This window comes from Pseudonocardia cypriaca, from assembly GCF_006717045.1.
GTDB lineage: Bacteria > Actinomycetota > Actinomycetes > Mycobacteriales > Pseudonocardiaceae > Pseudonocardia > Pseudonocardia cypriaca.
In genome coordinates this window covers 1,992,999-2,010,959 of the sequence record NZ_VFPH01000001.1, presented here as the reverse complement: position 1 = coordinate 2,010,959, position 17,961 = coordinate 1,992,999, and the positions used below count along the sequence as shown (strand labels likewise).

General features: G+C 71.3%; 17 protein-coding genes and 1 pseudogene. 13 read left to right on the top strand and 5 right to left on the bottom strand.

The window, feature by feature from the left end; translation table 11 throughout:
• Positions 1-99: 99 nt before the first annotated feature.
• The 9 genes and pseudogenes from FB388_RS09530 (at position 100) to FB388_RS09500 (ending at position 10,560) form a co-directional block, all read left to right on the top strand.
• Entirely contained in the window at positions 100-1,509 is a 1,410-nt protein-coding gene (locus tag FB388_RS09530; protein WP_142099512.1) for a diaminobutyrate--2-oxoglutarate transaminase family protein, read from the top strand.
• Entirely contained in the window at positions 1,509-2,732 is a 1,224-nt protein-coding gene (locus FB388_RS09525) for an aspartate kinase (RefSeq protein ID WP_170225545.1), read from the top strand. The genes FB388_RS09530 and FB388_RS09525 overlap by 1 nt, the downstream gene beginning before the upstream one ends.
• A complete protein-coding gene (locus tag FB388_RS09520; protein WP_142099508.1) occupies positions 2,729-6,832 on the top strand; it encodes a Pls/PosA family non-ribosomal peptide synthetase in 4,104 nt (1,367 codons plus the stop codon). Before FB388_RS09525 ends, FB388_RS09520 begins: the two co-directional genes overlap by 4 nt.
• Before the next feature lie 88 nt (positions 6,833-6,920).
• Positions 6,921-7,940, top strand: a complete 1,020-nt coding sequence (locus FB388_RS09515) for a M20/M25/M40 family metallo-hydrolase (protein WP_142099506.1) — start codon at positions 6,921-6,923, stop codon at positions 7,938-7,940.
• Positions 7,882-8,607, top strand: a pseudogene (locus FB388_RS41045) (M28 family peptidase); the annotation flags it as partial. The gene FB388_RS09515 and the pseudogene FB388_RS41045, both read left to right, overlap by 59 nt.
• Before the next feature lie 128 nt (positions 8,608-8,735).
• Positions 8,736-8,876, top strand: a complete 141-nt coding sequence (locus tag FB388_RS40295) for a hypothetical protein (protein ID WP_246122130.1) — start codon at positions 8,736-8,738, stop codon at positions 8,874-8,876.
• 60 nt (positions 8,877-8,936) lie between these two features.
• Positions 8,937-9,113 carry a hypothetical protein gene (locus FB388_RS39310; protein ID WP_170225544.1) on the top strand — a complete coding sequence of 59 codons (177 nt, stop codon included), beginning with the start codon at positions 8,937-8,939 and terminating at the stop codon, positions 9,111-9,113.
• A 30-nt stretch (positions 9,114-9,143) separates the two neighbouring features.
• The gene (locus FB388_RS09505; protein ID WP_142099502.1) at positions 9,144-9,323 is read left to right on the top strand and encodes a hypothetical protein; all 180 of its coding nucleotides are present in this window, start codon (positions 9,144-9,146) and stop codon (positions 9,321-9,323) included.
• A gap of 37 nt (positions 9,324-9,360) precedes the next feature.
• On the top strand, positions 9,361-10,560 hold the full coding sequence (locus tag FB388_RS09500) for an MFS transporter (protein WP_142099500.1): 1,200 nt from the start codon (positions 9,361-9,363) through the stop codon (positions 10,558-10,560).
• Here the strand turns inward: FB388_RS09500 and FB388_RS09495 are convergent.
• A complete protein-coding gene (locus FB388_RS09495; RefSeq protein ID WP_142099498.1) occupies positions 10,544-11,395 on the bottom strand; it encodes an NAD-dependent epimerase/dehydratase family protein in 852 nt (283 codons plus the stop codon). The genes FB388_RS09500 and FB388_RS09495 overlap by 17 nt on opposite strands.
• Positions 11,396-11,469: 74 nt before the next feature.
• Between FB388_RS09495 and FB388_RS09490 the strand changes: the two genes are divergently transcribed.
• From FB388_RS09490 to FB388_RS09480, 3 genes are read left to right on the top strand one after another with little or no spacing between them, the layout of a single operon-like run.
• Positions 11,470-11,952, top strand: coding sequence for a MarR family winged helix-turn-helix transcriptional regulator (locus tag FB388_RS09490; protein ID WP_170225543.1), 483 nt, complete (start codon positions 11,470-11,472; stop codon positions 11,950-11,952).
• Positions 11,949-12,758, top strand: a complete 810-nt coding sequence (locus FB388_RS09485) for an ABC transporter ATP-binding protein (protein ID WP_142099493.1) — start codon at positions 11,949-11,951, stop codon at positions 12,756-12,758. Before FB388_RS09490 ends, FB388_RS09485 begins: the two co-directional genes overlap by 4 nt.
• Entirely contained in the window at positions 12,718-13,524 is an 807-nt protein-coding gene (locus FB388_RS09480) for an ABC transporter permease (protein WP_142099491.1), read from the top strand. Before FB388_RS09485 ends, FB388_RS09480 begins: the two co-directional genes overlap by 41 nt.
• Here the strand turns inward: FB388_RS09480 and FB388_RS09475 are convergent.
• Positions 13,521-13,916, bottom strand: a complete 396-nt coding sequence (locus FB388_RS09475; protein ID WP_142099489.1) for a hypothetical protein — start codon at positions 13,914-13,916, stop codon at positions 13,521-13,523. The two genes, FB388_RS09480 and FB388_RS09475, sit on opposite strands and share 4 nt — an antisense overlap.
• A gap of 249 nt (positions 13,917-14,165) precedes the next feature.
• On the opposite strand from FB388_RS09475, the gene FB388_RS09470 reads away from it, so the two are divergent.
• Positions 14,166-14,441: a hypothetical protein gene (locus FB388_RS09470; RefSeq protein WP_142099487.1), complete on the top strand. Its 276-nt coding sequence runs from the start codon at positions 14,166-14,168 to the stop codon at positions 14,439-14,441.
• A gap of 112 nt (positions 14,442-14,553) precedes the next feature.
• On the opposite strand, the gene FB388_RS09465 is transcribed toward FB388_RS09470, so the two are convergent.
• From FB388_RS09465 to FB388_RS09455, 3 genes are read right to left on the bottom strand one after another with little or no spacing between them, the layout of a single operon-like run.
• Positions 14,554-15,906 carry an FAD-dependent oxidoreductase gene (locus tag FB388_RS09465; RefSeq protein ID WP_142099484.1) on the bottom strand — a complete coding sequence of 451 codons (1,353 nt, stop codon included), beginning with the start codon at positions 15,904-15,906 and terminating at the stop codon, positions 14,554-14,556.
• Between the two features lie 28 nt (positions 15,907-15,934).
• Positions 15,935-16,750 carry an enoyl-CoA hydratase-related protein gene (locus FB388_RS09460; protein WP_246121783.1) on the bottom strand — a complete coding sequence of 272 codons (816 nt, stop codon included), beginning with the start codon at positions 16,748-16,750 and terminating at the stop codon, positions 15,935-15,937.
• A 52-nt stretch (positions 16,751-16,802) separates the two neighbouring features.
• Positions 16,803-17,768 carry a GlxA family transcriptional regulator gene (locus FB388_RS09455; protein ID WP_142099482.1) on the bottom strand — a complete coding sequence of 322 codons (966 nt, stop codon included), beginning with the start codon at positions 17,766-17,768 and terminating at the stop codon, positions 16,803-16,805.
• Between the last annotated feature and the right edge of the window lie 193 nt (positions 17,769-17,961).

Here is a 17,961-nt window from a genome sequence, read left to right as displayed (position 1 = left end):
TTGGCGTTGATCGACCCCGCTCCAGGCATCAGAAAATCGGCACCAATATTGTGTCAACTGGTGCTAGCCTGAAATCGAGGGAGGGGAACGATCATGGTCATGCTGGAACCCGTCGATCTACCCGCGCTCCCGCGCGTCACCGGGCCGCTTCCCGGGCCGCGCTCGGCGGAGCTGCTGATCAGGCAGGATCGGCGCGAGTCCAACGCTCGCGTCTACCCACGACACATCCCGATCGCGATCGACGAGGCATGGGGCAGCTTCGTCCGCGATCTCGACGGGAACGTCTTCATCGACTTCCTGACCGGAGCGGGCGTGCTCTCGCTCGGTCACAACCATCCGGAGCTCGTGCGCGTCGTGACCGAGCAGCTCGGCCGGTTCGCGCACGGGCTCGACCTGCCGACGCCGGCGAAGGACGCGTTCACCGAGGCGCAGCTGTCGATGCTGCCGCCGACGATGCGCGGTCGGACCCGCATGCACTTCTGCGGGCCGACCGGGGTCAACGCCGTCGACGCTGCGATCAAGCTGTGCAAGACCGCCACCGGGCGGTCCGATGTCGTGTCCTTCCAGGGTGGGTTCCACGGCACCACCCACCTCGGGATGGCGGTCACCGGCGTCGTCGCGAACAAGCAGCCGATCGGCAATGGTGTTCCGGGCGTGCACTTCTTCCCGTACTCCAACTGCACGGACTGCCCGATGGGGCTCACCCGCGACATCTGCGCCACGAACTGCATCGGCTTCCTCGAGCGGTCCCTCCGCGACCCCAACGCAGGGATCCCGCTCCCGGCGGCCGTGCTCCTCGAGCTGGTGCAGGGCGAGGGCGGGGTCGTCCCGGCCGACCATGATTTCGTCCACCGGCTGAGGACGTTGACCCGCAAGCTCGACATCCCACTCGTGGTCGACGAGGTGCAGACCGGGTGTGGCCGCACCGGCACCTGGTTCGCCTTCGAGCAGTACGGCATCGAGCCAGACGTGATCATCGCGTCCAAGGCGCTGAGCGGGATCGGCCAACCGATCGCGATCATCATGTACGACGAGCGGCTGGACACGTGGGCGCCGGGCGCCCACACCGGCACGTTCCGGGGCAACCAGCTGGCGTTCGCCGCCGGGGCGGAGACCGTGCGCATCGTGCGATGCGACGACGTGCTGGGCAACGTCCGGCGGCGGGCCGCGCAGATCCGCGCTCGCCTCGACGTGTTGCGCGATCATCCGTGGATACGTGACGTCCGCGGCCTCGGCCTGATGTGGGGGATCGAGCTAGCGGGTCCGCTGACCGGGCAGCCGGCCGGTGACCTGGCCGCCCGCGTGCAGGCGGAGGCGCTCGCCGAGGGCCTCATCGTGGAGCTCGGCGGGCGCGACGACTGCGTCGTGCGCATGTTGCCGCCGCTCAACGTGACGGCCGAGGTCGTCGACATGGCGTGCTCGATTCTCATCGCCGCGGTCGAGCGATGCTGCGCGGATTCGCGTGTCTGGTCGCTCGAGCAGAGTGCAGCGGCCGTCGGGGACTGGTGATGGGCGCGCAACCGCTCCTGGTGTGGAAGTTCGGCGGCATGTCCCTTTCCGATCTCACCCGACTGCGGGCGGCCGCCCAGCGCATGGTCGCCGCACGCCGGGCGGGACACCAGCTCGTGACCGTTCTGTCCGCGATGGGAAGTTCCACGGACGAGCTCAACGCGATGGCGTATTCCCTGTCGGCGCGCCCGCAGCTCCGTGAGCTCGACGCACTGCTGTCGGTGGGCGAGAACATCTCGTGCGCGCTCGCCGCGATCGCCGTGCAGGACGCGGGCGAGCGGGCGATCTCGCTGACCGGACCCCAGGCCGGGATCCTCACCGACGGCTCTCACGGCAATGCCCAGCTGTGGGACGTCCGTCCGAAGCGGGTCCTGGAAGAGCTGGACGCTGGTGCGATCGTGCTGGTCACCGGATACCAGGGACTCTCCCCGGAGGGGGACCTGACGACGCTCGGCCGGGGTGGATCCGACGCGAGCGCCGTCGCGATGGCGGCCGCCCTCGGGCTGCACGAATGCGAGATCTTCACCGACGTCCCGGCGGTGTTCTCGGCGGATCCGCGCGTCGTCCCGGACGCGCGTCGCCTGGCAGCGATCAGCCGCGACGAAATGCTCCAGCTGGCCGCCGCCGGTGCCGCGGTGCTGCAACCGCGCGCCGTCGAGCTGGCAGCCGCCCATGACATCGACATCCACGTGCGGTCGAGCTTCACGACCGAGACCGGGACGTGGATCCAGGAGGAGGCCGTGTTCGAGACATTCGAGATCACCGGCGTTGCCCACCGTGATCGGGAGGCGCTGTACACGGTGACCGGTGCGTCCCTGGCGATGATCACGCTGGCGCTTGCCCAGCGCGGTGCCGCCGTCGGCGCGATCGTCCGGGACGGTTCCGCCATCCACCTGACGGTGCCCGGAGTGGAGGAGCCCGCAGTCCTCGAGGCCGTGTCGACCGTCGGAGCGCGCATCGTTCTGCAGGACGAGCTGGGCTCGGTGAGCGTGGTCGGCTCGGGGATCGGCAGGCGGCCCGACGCCACGGCTCGTGCCCTGCTGGAACTCGAGGCCGTGGGCATCGAAACGCAGCTCGTCACGAGCACGCCGAGCCGCGTGACGTTCCACGTGGCGGGGGACGCGGTCCACCGCGCCGCCCGGCGTCTGCACACGGCGTTCGGCCTCCACCGGGCCGCCGGGGTCGAGCCCGGCCCGGATCGAGTCGCGCGATCGGTGTCATGAGGACAGGGCACCAGGCCCCGGCGGCGGACCTCGTCCTCGAGAACACGGAGTTCGGCCAGGACATCCGGTGGCGCCCCGGGGAACGTCTCGAGCAGCTGTTCGAGGAGCAGTGCGACCGGATGCGCGAGGCCGGTCTCGCCCACCACCTCGCGGTGGACGCCGAGGACGAGGTGCTGACGTACCAGCAGCTGGACGGGCGGGCCAACCGGCTGGCCAGGTACCTGCTGGACCTCGGTGTCGGCCCGGGCGGCCGCGTCGCGCTGCTCGTCGACCGCGCCGTCCAGGCCTATGTGGGAATGCTGGCGGTGTTGAAGGCCGGTGCGGCATACGTCCCGCTCGACGCCGGGTTCCCGCCGGACCGGTTGTCCTACATCGTGGCGGACGCCGGGGTGGGTGTGGTGTTGTCGGTCGAGCACCTGCGGCCCCACCTCGGTGCGGTCGGCGTGGAAGTCGTGTGCCTCGACGCGGTCGCGTCCGAGATCGAGGCGCACGACGACGGCCGTCTGCGTACCGACGAGCGCGGCGAGGCCGAGGATGCCGACGGGGACGACCTGGCGTACATCATCTACACCTCGGGATCCACGGGCCGACCCAAGGGCGTCGCGATCGAGCACGCGAGCATCTGCAACTTCGTCCGGGTCGCCGCGGATGTCTACGGCATCCGGCCGGACGACCGGATGTACCAGGGCCTGACGATCGCGTTCGACTTCTCCGTCGAGGAGATCTGGGTGCCCTGGATCGTGGGAGCGACGCTCGTGCCCAGGCCACCGGGCCCGAGCCTGCTGGGATCCGAGCTGCGGGACTTCCTCACCGCGCGGCGGGTCACCGCCATGTGCTGCGTGCCGACGCTGCTCGCCACGCTCGACGAGGACCTCCCCGACCTGCGGTTCCTGCTCGTCTCCGGGGAGGCGTGCCCGCACGACCTGATCGTGCGCTGGCACCGCGAGGGCAGGCGGTTCCTCAACGTCTACGGCCCGACCGAGGCGACGGTGACAGCGACGTGGACGGTCGCCCACCCGGACCGGGCCGTGACGATCGGGGGGCCGTTGCCCACCTACTCGATCGTGGTGCTGGACCCGGACGACCCGCGGCGGGCACTGCCGCCCGGTGACGTGGGGGAGATCGGTATCGCCGGGATCGGGTTGGCCAGGGGCTACGTGCGCCGCGACGACCTGACCGCGAAGGCGTTCGTCCCGGACTTCCTCGACATCACAGGCAACCCGTCCGGCCGGATCTACCGCACGGGCGATCTGGGACGGGTGAACGCAGACGGCGAGATCGAGTACCTGGGCCGGATCGACCTGCAGGTGAAGATCCGGGGCTACCGGATAGAGCTGACCGAGATCGAGTCCGTGATGCTGCAGGTGCCCGGCATCGCGCAGGCGGTGGTGGACACCTACGAGCCTGTGCCGGGCACGGTCGAGCTGGTGGGCTACTACAGCCTGCGCCACAACGTGAGCGAGCCGGCCCCCGAGGACATCTCCGCGCTGCTGCGGGACCGGCTTCCGCCCTACATGGTGCCGGCCTACCTGGAGCGCCTCCCCGTCATCCCGATGACGACGAGCGACAAGGCCGATCGCAAGCGGCTGCCGCCGCCGACGAGTCGCAGTGTCGCCGTGGGGCGGGCGTACCGCCCCCCGACGAGCGGCACCGAGGAGGTCCTGGCCGGGGTGCTCGCCCGGACCTTGGGGACGGATCGGGTGTCGGTCGACAGCCACTTCTTCGACGACCTGGGCGCGAACTCCCTGCTGATGGCGCGGTTCTCGGCCCGCGTCCGCAAGGAGACCGAGCTACAACCGCCGGCGATGAAGGACCTCTACCTGAACCCGACGGTCGCGAAGCTCGCGGCGGCACTGCCCGCCCAGCCCGTGCAGCCGGGTCAGGGAGATGCCGGGCCGGTGGACGATGACGTGCCGAGGACCGGAACCGTCCGCTACGTCCTGTTCGGTGTGGTCCAACTGCTGATCTTCCTGGGATCGGTCCACCTCGGGATGCTCGTCCTCGTGGCCGGGATCACCTGGGTCGCTGAGCCGGCGGCGCTCGGAGGCCGGCTGATCCGCTCCGCAGTGCTGGGGCTCGGTCTCCTCGTGCTCGCCTGCGTCGGGCCGATCCTGGTCAAGTGGTTGCTCGTCGGGCGGTGGAAGCGCCACGAGTTCCGCCTCTGGGGCCTGGCCCACCTGCGCTTCTGGTACGTCACGAGCCTGGTGCGGATCGACCCGCTGGTGCTGTTCGCAGGCTCCCCGCTCTACGTGCTGTACCTGCGGGCGCTCGGCGCCCACATCGGACGGGGGGTCGCGGTGTTCTCGCGGCGGGTGCCCACGTGCACCGATCTCCTCACCATCGGCGACGGCACGGTGATCCGCAAGGACACGTCGTTCACGTGCCATCGTGGCGAGGCCGGGCGGATCCGGACGGGGACGGTGAGCCTTGGCCGTGACGTGGTCGTCGGCGAGGCGAGCGTGCTCGACATCGAGACGGCACTGGGCGATGGTGCTCAGCTCGGGCACGCGTCCGCGCTGTACGCGCGGCAGGTGGTGCCCGCCGGCGAACGCTGGCACGGATCCCCGGCAGAGCCGACAGGTACGGACTTCCGGGCCATCGAGGCACGGCAGTGCGGCACGCTCCGCCGATTCCTCTACACGATGTGGCAGCTGGTTCTCCTGACGCTCGCCGTTTCGGTGCCGGTCGCCGTCCTGGTGCTCCTCCCCACGCTGGTGCCGCAACTGGCCGACGTGCTCGGGCACGGCCACCAGTCGATCGGCGACCCGACGCTCTACGCGGTCATCGGAGTCGTGACGATCGCGATCCTGCTCGGGGGTCTCGTGGTCGGCCTCGTCGCCGTGCTCACCGTCCCCCGGCTGCTCAACCTGTTCGTCCGGCCCGACGCGGTGCACCCGCTCTACGGTGTCCAGTTCTGGCTCTGCCAGATGATCACTCTGCTCACGAACACCGGGTTCACCAGGCTGCTGGGTGACAGCGCATACGTCACCCACTACCTCAGCGCCCTGGGCTACCACCTCGCGCCGGTCGAACAGACCGGGTCGAACTTCGGCCTCATCATGAAGCACGAGTCGCCGTACCTGAGCACCGTCGGAACCGGCTCGATGATCTCGGACGGGCTGTCGATCTCGAACATCGACTACACCAGCACGTCGTTCCGCGCGACGCGCGTCGTCATCGGGAAGCGGAGCTTCCTCGGCAACCACATCAGCTACCCGGCCGGTAGCCGGGCGGGGGACAACTGCCTGATCGCCACCAAGGCCATGGTGCCCGTCGACGGACCGACGCGGACCGGCGTCGGTCTCCTCGGCTCGCCGAGCTTCCAGATCCCGCGGTCGGTCCAGCGTGACGGCCGGTTCGACCATCTCACCCGGCCCGACGTGCTGCAGCGCCGTCTCGCGGCGAAGACCCGGCACAACACGGTGACGATCGCCTTGCACCTGTTCGTGCTCTGGCTCCTCACCGTCCCGTGGATCGCCGCCGCTCTGGCCGCCGCGGACCTGTTCTACCTGCTCGGGGCATCTGGGCTCACATGTGCGGTCCTCGTCGTGCTGGTGCTCGACACCGTCGTGCTCGTAGTGGCCGAGCGGGCGTCGACCGCGTTCCGGAGCCTCCAACCCCAGTTCTGCTCGATCTACCAGCCGTATTTCTGGAGCCATGAGCGATTCTGGAAGCTGACGACGACCAGCTTCTTCGACATGTACAACGGCACGCCCTTCAAGGGGACGATCTGGCGCCTGCTGGGTGTTCGGATCGGCCGCCGGGTGTTCGACGAGGGTTGCAGCATCCCGGAGAAGTCCCTGGTGACGGTGGGCGACGACTGCACGCTCAACGCCGGCAGCGCCCTGTGGGGCCATTCGCTCGAGGACGGGACGTTCAAGTCCGACCGCATCCGCGTCGGACGCGGGTGCACGCTCGGCGTCGCGGCGTTCGTCCACTACGGGGTGACCATGGGCGATGGCGCTGTGCTCGGCGCCGACGCGTTCCTGATGAAAGGCGAGGAGGTGGCTCCCGGAACCCGGTGGCGGGGCAATCCAGCTGCGGAAACCCGACGCCTGACCCCATCGCGCGCGTCCGCCGCTGACGGTGACGCGGCATGAGCAGCGGCCCGGCATGAACAGCCGTAGCGGCGATGGGCGGCCACCGATGCGCCTCGACGTGGTACGCGGGAGCGCCCACCGATGTGGCGTGGTGCACCTCCTCGCCGCTGCCGTCCTGTTCGCGGGCTGCACCTCGCCCAGGCCTGCGGGGCCGGACGCGTCGGCCCAGGTGCCAGCCGTCGCTGGGGCGTTCCGCTCGCAGCTCGTCGAGGAGGTGACCGGGACCGGTGCGCTCGTCCACCTCGAGGCGCTGCAGCGCATCGCTGACGCACACGACGGCAACCGGGCCACCCCCGGTCCGGGCTACGACGCGAGCGTCGACTACGTGGCGGGCGTGCTCCGCGACGCCGGGTTCGACGTCAGCACCCCGTCGTTCGTGCTCCACTCGGACGACGGTGAGCGGGCGACCGTCCGCAACGTGGTCGCCCAGACCCGCACCGGAGACCCGCAGCAGGTGGTGATGGCCGGAGCGCACCTGGACTCCGTCCCCGAGGGTCCAGGGATCAACGACAACGCCTCCGGGGTGGCCGCGCTGCTGGAGGCCGCGATCCGGATGGGCGGCTCGCCCCCGGTCCCCAACACGGTGCGCCTCGCGTTCTGGGCGGCGGAGGAGCGGAACCTCGACGGCTCCGTCGCCTACGTCGACTCGCTCCCCCGCAGCGATCACGGAGCGATCGCCCTGTACCTCAACCTGGACATGTTGGCCTCGCCGAACGCCGGCTACTTCGTGCAGGGAGGACACGGTGACGACGAGTCCGAAACCGGCCCGGAGGGCTCGGAGGTGGTCGGCCGGATGCTGGTCGAGGAACTGGCCGCCACCGGCGTCACCGCCGAGCTCGCGCGGTTCGAGAACGACGGATCGGACTACGAGGCGTTCATCGAGGAGGGGATCCCGACCGGTGGCGTCTACTCCGGTGACTCGGGCGTGAAGACGTCTCAGCAGGCCGAGCGCTGGGGTGGGCGGGCCGGCGCCGTTTTCGACCCCTGCTACCACACGGCCTGTGACCGTGCGGCAGGCATTCACCCCGGCGCGCTCGACAATTTCTCCGATGCGATCGCCGGCACGGTGGCGCGGTTCGCGGAGTCCACGGAGACGATCGCTCGTTGAACCCGCTTCGAAAGGGAGGGCCGGATGCCGAGGGACAGCGACCGCCACATCGAGCAAACCCGCCGGCGCGCCGGCCTCGAGTTGGTGCAGGGCGCCTCTGCCGCACCGCGTCAGAGCCCGCCGCGGGCCTGCTGCGACAGTCGGTCGCGGGCGTCGGCGGGGCCGGGGTGTGGCAGCACCTCCTCGCACTACAGCGGATCGCCGACGACAACGGCGGCGACCGCGCCTCCCCCGGACCGGATACGACGCGAGCGTGGACTACGCGGTCGCGGCCCTCCGAGCCGCGGGCTTCCGAGTGAGCACCCCCACCTACCCGCTGCCCGAACGACGACGCCGCCAACGCTCCTGCCGCAACGTGATCACCCAGACCCACACCGGCGACCCGAAACGGGTCATCATGATCGGTGCCCACCTGGACTCGGTCCGCAAGGGACCAGGAATCAACGACAACGCCTCCGGCGTCGGCGCCCTCCACGAAATCGCCACCCGGCTGAGCGGCGCACCCCCGATCCGCAACGCCGTCCGGTTCGCTCTCTGGGGCTCCGAGGAAGACGACCTGGAAGGCTCCACCCACTACGTCAACACACTCACCCGCGCCGACCGCGCCCACATCCTGCTCTACCTCAACCTCGACATGATCGCCTCACCGAACGCCGGCTACTTCGTGCCGGTCCTCGACATGCACGGGTGGGGCGAGCTGGGCGTCGAGCTCAACCGACTCTCCCGCAGCACCGACGCCGACCGCTGGCAGCGCATGGGCGAGCTGATCGACGACGAGGTGCTGGGGCGTTCGCGGTGGTGGCGGAACCGGACCGGCTGGGCGCCACGATCCTCGCCCGCTTCGGCGGCCTCGTCGACCGGTTCACCTTCTACGCCCCCTTCGAGCACGACGCCGCCCTGTTCGCTCCCGCTGCGGAGGCGCTGCAACGGGGGTGACGGGTTGAACGTGTTCCAGAACGGGAACAGGTTGCCAACTGACCTGCGGAAGGAACCGTCATGCTCGCTGTCGTCGCCGCTGTCCTCTTCGGACTCGCCCTCCTCTTCCAGCTCCTCGGGGTCTCCCTCGAGGTGATCGGGCCCTCGGTGCTCACGACCGCAGGCCTGCTGTGCGTCGCGCTGTACTTCGCCGGCGTCGGCTCGCGGTCGCTGAGCACCCGCCGCACCCGCCGCTGACCCCACCCGATCGCACTGGAAGGACCACCCGTGCTCGCTGTCGTCGCCTCCGTCCTGTTCGCACTCGCCCTGATCTTCGAGCTGGCCGGCATCAGCCTCTCGGTGATCACCGCCACCCTGCTCACCACCGCAGGCCTCCTGTGCCTGGCGCTCTACTTCGCGGGCATCGGCGCCCGCGAGGTGACCTACCGCCGCCGCAGCCACCGCTGACCGTCAAACCGCTTGACCCTGCCGCCACCCTGACCGGGTGGGGGCGGGGTTCAGGCGGTTGTGGGCGGCGTCCGCCGTATCGAACGTCGGCGACGGCGTGGCGCTCGCGGCGGGCCCGCTGCTGCTGGCGTCCCTGACGTCGGATCCCGCGCTCGTCGCGGGCGCGATGTTCGTGCAGCAGCTGCCGTGGCTGCTGTTCGCGCTCCCGGCGGGCGTCTACGTCGACCGGCTCGACCGGCGCCGGCTCGTCGTCGTGGTGAACCTGGTCCGGGCCGCGGTCATCGGCGGGCTCGCGACCGCGGTCGCGACCGGAGTTGCGTCGGTCGCCGTCGTGTACGCCGCGCTCTTCGTGGTCGGCGCGATGGAGACGCTCGCCGACAACGCGGGCACCGCGCTGCTGCCGGCCGTCGTGCCCGCCGACGACCTGCCGCGGGCGAACGCGCGGCTCATGGGGGTGCAGCTGGTCGGCAACCAGCTCCTCGCGCCGCCACTCGGCGCCGCGCTGTTCGTGGCCGCGGCCGCGCTGCCGTTCGGGGTGAACGCCGCCACGTTCCTGGTGGCAGCGGTGCTCGTGGCCACGCTGCGGGGCCGGTTCCGGCCGGAGCCGGCTGAGCCGCACGGCCCGGTGCGCCGTGACATCGCCACCGGGATGCGCACCCTGCTGGGACACCCGGTGCTGCGGATGCTCGCCGTGTGCCTGTGCCTGATGAACGTCACGCTCGTCGGGGCGTTCGCGATCCTCGTGCTCTACGCGCGGGAGCGGTTGGGCCTCACCGAGGTCGGGTTCGGGCTGCTGCTCGCGGCGAGTGCCGTCGGCGGGATCGCCGGCACGGCGGTGGCGGCGCGGTTGCAGGCCCGGTTCGGCACCGCGTTGCTGCTGCGCGTGGGTCTCGTGGTCGAGACCTGCACGCATCTGTCCCTCGCGCTCGCCCGGGCGCCGTGGGTCGCGCTGGCCACCATGGTCGTCTTCGGTGCGCACGCGAGCCTGTGGGGCATCCTCTCCCTGTCCTGGCGCCAGCGCGTGGTTCCCGACGAGCTGCGCGGGCGCGTCAACAGCGGCTACTTCCTGTTCTCCGTGGGCGGCGCCGCCCTCGGCGCCCTCGGCGGCGGGTTCGTGGCCCGCGGGCTGGGCATCACCGCACCGTTCTGGATCGCGTTCGGCGGCATGGTAGTGCTCACCGCGGTGGCGTGGCGACGCTTCACCCCTGCGCTGCTCGACGTCACCCCCGCCAGGTGAACTGCGGCTCGTAGCCGAGCACCCGACGCGCCTTGTCGATCGACAGCATCGTCTCGTGCTCGCCGAGCTCCTTCGTGACCTGCACGCCCGGGTAGACCTCGGCGGCGAGGTCGGCGCTGCGGCGCGACATCACGGTGTCGGCGTTGGCGATCACGAACACGTCCACCCCGGTGGCGTCGTGCTCCAGCGCGCGACGGACGGCCTGGGCGCCGTCCCGGCCGTCGATGTAGGCCCAGAGGTTCCACCGGCGCGCCTGCGGGTCGGCGTCGAAGCCGGGGAACCGCGCGTAGTCCTCGGGTTCCATCACGTTCGAGAACCGCAAGCCGATCATCTTCATGTCGGGCACCCACCGGCAGAAGTGCCCCGCCATCTCCTCCTCGAGGCTCTTCACCAGCGAGTACGTGCTCTCGGGCCGCACCGGGTACTGCTCGTCCACCGGGATGTAGGGCGGCGGCACGTCGAACGGCAGCCCGAGCACCGTCTCGCTGGACGCCCACACGACGTTGCGGATGCCGGCGGTGCGGGCGGCGGCGAACACGTTGTACGTCGCGGTGATGTTGTTCGAGAACGTCGCGGCGTTCGTGGTGAGGCCCGGCGCGGGGATCGCGGCGAGGTGCACGACCGCGTCGACGCCGTCGTGGCGGTCGTCGACGGCGGTGAGGGCCTCGAGGACCTGGCCGTGGTCGGTCAGGTCGACGCGCACCGACACCGCCGCCGCGGAGTTCGGGTCCGGCACCCGGTCGAGCGCCACGACCCGGTAGTCGTGCTCCTGGAGGTGGCGCACCACGTGGCGCCCGAGCTTTCCGCTGCTGCCGGTGACGGCGACGGTGGTCATGGCGCCTCTCTATCACACATCCTCAGTGCATCTGGAGCAGATTTACTCTGATACAGAGGTATATGGTGGACGTCATGGTCCCGTCATCCACGGCGCCCACCGCCGAGGCCGTCTCCGAGACGCTGATGCCCGCCGTCGGCACCCTTCGCCGGCTGCTGCGCAGGGTGGCCGGGCCGTTCGTCACGAGCGCGCCGGTCGAGGTGTCCACGTCGCAGCGCGAAGTGCTCGTCATGGTCGGCAAGCGCACGGGGAGATCCGTCGCCGAGATCGCCGACGAGCTGGGGCTCGCCCCCAACACCGTCTCGACGATCGTCACGCAGCTCGTCGGCGCCGGGCTGCTGGTGCGCGAGACCGACCCGCAGGACCGCAGGGTGGGGCGCCTCGCCCTCACCCCGGCCGCGCAGGAGGCGCTCGACTCCGCCCGGGCCCGACGGCGCGACGTGCTGCACGAGGCGCTCCACCGGCTCGGCCCGCGCCAGCTCGCCGACCTCGCCGCCGGCATCGACGCCCTGGAAGCGCTGGCCGAGGAGCTGCGGGCCCTGGAGCGTGCGAGATGAGCGCACTGGCGGTCGAGTGCACCGGGCTGGTGCACCGGTTCGGCGACACCGTGGCCGTCGACCGCCTCGACCTGACCATCCCGGCAGGCGAGGTGTTCGGCCTCCTCGGGCCGAACGGCGCCGGCAAGACCACCACGATCCGCGTGCTGAACACGCTGCTGCCGGTGCAGGAGGGCAGCGTTCGGGTGTTCGGGTTCGACGTCCGGCGTCAGGCGTTCGACGTCCGCCGGCACCTGGGCTACGTGCCGCAGCAGCTCTCGATCGAGGCCGCCCTCACCGGGCGGCAGAACGTCACGTGGTTCGCGCGGCTCTTCGACGTCCCGCGCGCCGAGCGGGCGGCCCGGGTGGACGAGGCCCTGGACGCCATGGACCTCCTCTCCGTGGCCGACCGCCGCGCCGGTACGTACTCGGGCGGCATGATCCGCCGCCTCGAACTGGCCCAGGCACTCGTCAACCGGCCTGCGCTGCTCGTGCTCGACGAGCCGACGGTCGGCCTCGACCCGATCGCACGGGCGAGCGTGTGGGAGCGGGTGCGCCAGATGCGCGTCGACCACGGCATGACCGTGCTCCTCACCACGCACTACATGGAGGAGGCCGACGAGCTGTGCGACACCGTCGCGCTCATGCACCACGGGCGGGTGCAGACCGTCGGCTCGCCGGCCGAGCTCCGCGCGGGGATCGGACCGGACGCCACGCTCGAGGACGTCTTCCGTCGCTACGCAGGCGCCGGCCTCGCCGACGATCACGGAGCCGCGAGGGTGAGGGATGTCCGTCGTAGCCGCACGACCGCCCGCAAGCTGGGCTGAGCCCGTCCGCCTGCTCGCCGTGCGCACCGGGGCGCTCGGCATCGTGGAGCTGCAGAAGCTGCGCAGCGACAACACCGAGCTGGTCACGCGCATGGTGCAGCCCGTGCTGTGGCTGCTGATCTTCGGACAGATCTTCAGCGGGATCCGGGCGATCCCCACCGGCGGCCTGTCCTACCTGGAGTTCCTGACACCGGGGATCCTCGCGCAGTCGGCGCTGTTCGTCGCGATCTTCTTCGGGATCCAGATCATCTGGGAGCGCGACGCCGGCATCCTCACCAAGGTCATGGTCACCCCCACTCCGCGGGCCGCGATCGTGATGGCCAAAGCGTTCGCGGCGGGGCTGCGGGGGCTCGCCCCGGTGGTCGTGCTCGTGCCCGTGGCGGCACTGCTCGGCGTCGGCATCACCCTCAACCCGCTGAAGCTGGTCGCCGCCGCCATCGCCCTCATGCTCAGCGCCGGCTTCTTCTCGTGCCTGTCCATGGCGATCGCCGGTGTCGCCCAGACCCGCGACCGCCTGATGGGCATCGGGCAGCTCATGACGATGCCGCTCTTCTTCGCGTCCAACGCGCTGTACCCGATCGACATCATGCCCACGTGGCTGCAGGTGATCAGCCAGGTCAACCCGCTGACCTACCTGGTGAACGCCCTGCGCGGGCTGCTCGTCGACGCCCCTGCCAACCTGTGGGCCGACTTCGCCGTGCTAGTCGGCGCCGCGGTGATCGGGATCGTGGGGGCGGCGGCACTGCTGGGCAAGCTGGTGCGCTAGCCGGCTTCGCCCCGCTGCTCGATCAGGTCGGCGATCCGCTCGAGGCCTGCCGCGGTCACGTCGAACTTGCCGCGCATCTCGATGAACCCGTTGTCGACCTTGCGGAACTCCTCGTCCATGCGGCGGAACCCGTCGTCGACCTTGCGCTCCAACGCCTCGAAGCGGCGGTCCACCGCGTCGAACCGTTCCCGCGTCTGCTCGCCGAGCGCGTTGATCGCCGAGCGGTTCGCGTCGACCTTCACCCCCAGGTCGGCGATGTCCCGGTCGCGGGCGGCGGCGAGGTGGCGGGCAGCGGCGGCGTCCTGGCGGGCGACCTGCGCCTCGGCCGCGACCTGGCCCATCCGGGCCTCCAGCGCGGCGACGCGGGACTCGAGATCGTCGGGAGCGGCCATGCCCCGGAGAGTACCGGCGCCCCCGCCGCCCCGGGCCGCTTCCGGAGGATCCCGCGCGACCCGACCCGGCGGGTCGGCGGAATCCGCGGTGCGACACGCGTTATGCTCGCCACATGCGTATCGCCCTCTCCTTCGCAGCGGCAGTACCGCCGCGCGTCGGCTGAGCCAGGCCACCGGCGCGCCCCGCTCCCCCACCCCTCCCCGAGGCCTGGCTCGGCACCCACCATCCGTGGAACCCGGAGCCGAACAATGACTGTTCTCGACCACTCCCGCCGCAACCCCTGGGCACCCCGCCTCCAGCGCCGTCACGAGATCGTGACCACCGGCGGCATGCAGGGCGTCCTCGACATCGGCACAGCCCTGTGCGCATGCGGATTCCCGGTGCGCGAGTTCGCCGTCGAGGTGCTCGACGGCGTCCCGTACAGCTCGGTCACCTGCACCGTCTCGCTCACCGCCGACGAGTGCGCCACATTCGCCGACCGCCTCGGCGCCGTGCCCACGGTCGTCTCCGTCGAGCCCTGCTGACCCGTCCTTGCTGGTGGAGGGCGCAAGGCTGCTCGCCGCCTGAGTTCAGGAAAGCCACGTTCAAGGCCTTGTAGGCCCTGAATGTGGCTTTCCTGAACCACTCCGCTCCCGATCAGCCCGTGGTCGCCCCGTGCGCCGCGTCCAGCATCTCGGCCAGCTCCGCGACCTTCACCCGCTCGGCGCCGCGCAGGCCGCCGCGGCGGACCTCCTCCGCGTCGAGCCGCAGCCAGGCCGTCCAGTCGACGGGGCGCAGCCCGTACGCCCTGAGCGTCGCTCGGAAGTCGGCCGAATCGGGGTGCGCGGGGTCGGGGAGGCCGGGCAGATCTTCCAGCAGCGCGGCCACGGTCTCCACGGCGTCGGACTTGTTGGTGCCGATCACGCCGGTCGGGCCGCGCTTGATCCAGCCGGTGACGTACGCGCCGGGCACCGGCTCGCCGTCGCGCACCACGCGGCCACCCACGTTGGGGACGGTGCCGGTGGCCGCGTCGAACGGCAGTCCGGGGATCGGCTCGGCGTCGTACCCGATCGCCCGCACCACCAGCCCGACGTCGAGCGTCTCCTGCTCACCGGTGCCGACGACGCGGCCGTCGACGATCGCGTTGCGCTCGACGACCACGCCCGTGACGCGACCGTCCGCCCCGACGATCCGCACCGGGGAGCGCAGGAACCGCAGGTGGATCCGCCTCGGTTTGCCGGTGGGCTCGCCGGCGGCCCACTCCCCCATCATCTCGAGCATCTGCCGGTGCCGCCGGTCCTCCGGCTCCTCGACCCCGGCGGCCAGCAGGCCGTCGTCGTGCACGAGCACGTCGGCGTTCGCGAGCTCGCCGATCTGGCGCAGTTCGGCGGGCGTGAACCGGATGTGCTGCGGCCCGCGCCGGATCAGCACGTGGATGTCTCGGACCGCGCTGGCACGCAGGACGTCGAGCACCGCGTCCGGGACGTCGGTCTCGGCCATCTCGTCGGCCGTCTTGGCCAGCACGCGGGCGACGTCGAGGGCCACGTTGCCGGCGCCGACGACGGCGGCCCCCGGGTGGTCGAGCAGGGGCTTCACCGTCGTGTGGTCGGGGTGGCCGCAGTACCAGCTGACGAACGCACCCGAGCCCATCGACCCGGCCAGGTCCTCACCGGGGACGCCGAGGGCGCGGTCGACGGAGCTGCCGGTGGCGTGGACGACGGCGTGGAAGTGCTGCCGCACGACGTCGAGAGGCACGCCGCCGTCGCCGACGCGTACACCACCCAGGAACTCGACGTCGGCCGGGTCGAACGGCTTCTGCAACACGCGGATGACCGACTTCATCTTCACGTGGTCGGGCGCCACGCCGTACCGGACGAGGCCGTACGGCGCCGGCAGCCGGTCGAGCACGTCGACGCCGACCGGCTCGCCGGAGGCCAGCAGCGCGGCGGCGGCGTACAGCCCGGACGGGCCCGCTCCGATCACCGCGACCCGGGCCTGTCGCTGCTGCATGTGGTCATCTCCTGTGGTGGTGGAGGTGTCAGTCGGGTGGAGGAGAACCGAGCGGCGCGAACCGCGGCGGGCGCCGCTCGACGAAGGAGGCCACCCCCTCTCGCAGCTCGGCCGATCCGACGAAGCGGTCGACGTGCCCGTAGGAGGCCTGCAGGGCCTCGTCGAACGTGGAGTCCTGCGCATCGAGGACCTGGCTCGCGATCACCGCCATCGCGCGCGGGCTGCAATGCAGCGCGAGGTCGCGCGCGTAGGCCTGTGCTGCTTCGAGCACCTCGTCGCGCGGGACGACGTGGCTGACGACGCCCAGCTCCCGCGCTTCGGCCGCGTCGAACGTGCGGCCCGAGAGCAGCAGGTCGAGCGCGCGCTCCTGCCCGACGAGGCGGGTCAGCGTCCAGGCGATGCCGTACTCGGCGACGAGCCCGCGGCGCGCGAACGACGTGGAGAACCGCGCCGTGTCGGCGGCGAAGCGGACGTGGCAGAACAGCGCCTGCACGAGCCCGACGCCCGCGCAGGCACCGTTGATGGCCGCGATCAGCGGCTTCGGGAAGCGGCGCGGGACGTCGACCGGGTGGTGCGGCAACCGGGCGTCCTCCTGCCCGAGCCCGCCGAGGCGCGAGATGTCGGCGCCGGGGCAGAACGTGCTGCCCGCGCCGGTGACGACCACCGCGCGCACCGCCTCGTCCGCCGCCGCCTCGGTGAGCCGGGCGTAGTAGGCCTCGTACATGTCGTCGGCCCAGCCGTTGCGCCGCTCGGGGCGGTTGAAGGTGAGGGTGAGGACGCCGTCGCTGTCGCGGGCGGCGAGCACGGCGTTCCCGGCGCCGTCGGTGCCCGCTTCCTCGGTCACACCCCGAGACTAGTCACCGGAGCAGGCCGCGGGGACCGTCGGACGTCGCGGATCAGTTGCCGGCGAGCGCGGTGCGCGCGGCGAACGTGCGACGGAAGTCGGCCGGCGACACCCCCACCACCTTGCGGAAGTGGTGGCGCAACAGCGCCCCACTGCCGAAACCGCTGCGCTGGGCCACCTCGTCGATGCTCATGTCGGTGTCCTCCAGGAGCCGCTGGGCCCGCAGCACCCGCTGGAGGGTGATCCACTTGTGCGGGGTGGTGCCGGTCTCCGCCACGAACCGGCGGGCGAAGCTGCGGTCCGACATCCGCGCGCGGATCGCGAGGTCGGACACCGTGTGCTCGACGTCGAGGTGCTCCACCACCCAGTCCAGCACCGGGGCCAGGCCGTCGGACCGGCAGACGGGGATCGGCTGCTCGATGTACTGGCGCTGCCCGCCTTCCCGCTGCGGCGGCACGACCATCCGCCGGGCGATCACGTTGACCGCGGCGCTGCCCACCTCGCGCCGCACCAGGTGCAGGCACGCGTCGATGCCCGCGGCCGTGCCCGCGCTCGTGATCAGGTTGCCGTCGTCGACGTACAGCACGTCCGGGTCGACCTTGGCGCGCGGGTAGCGCTCGCGCAGCTCGTCGGCGTGGTCCCAGTGGGTGGTGCACGGCCGGTCGTCGAGCAACCCGGCCGCGCCGAGCACGAACGACCCCGAGCACACGCTCATCATCGTGCTGCCCGCCGCCGCGGCCTCGCGCACCGCGTCGAGCACCTCGTCGGAGAACTCCCGGGACCGGGTGGCCGAGACCACCACGAGATCGGCATCCCGCAGCCCGTCGAGGCCCCGCGACGGCACGACTTGGGCACCGACGACGGTGGGTACCGCCCGGCCGGCCTCCTCACCGCACACCCGGAACTCGAAGGGCGGCACGCCGTCGTCGCTGCGATCGATGCCGAACACCTCGCAGACCGTGCCGAACTCGAAGACCGGCAGCGGCGGGATCACGAGCACAGCGACGGTGGAGAGCATGACCCCAAGCGTAGTGGCAGCATCTTTGCTGCGGTAGTCAGTTCTGCCACTAGTGGCAGGAAGTGGCTGCGCGGAAAATTACTGCCATGACAACAACGATCGTCGTCCTCCTCCTCGTGGCCACCGTCATCGCGCTGTCGATCGTGCGTCCGGGCCGGCCCGCTGAGTTCCCCGGCGCCTCCCAGGACCGCGA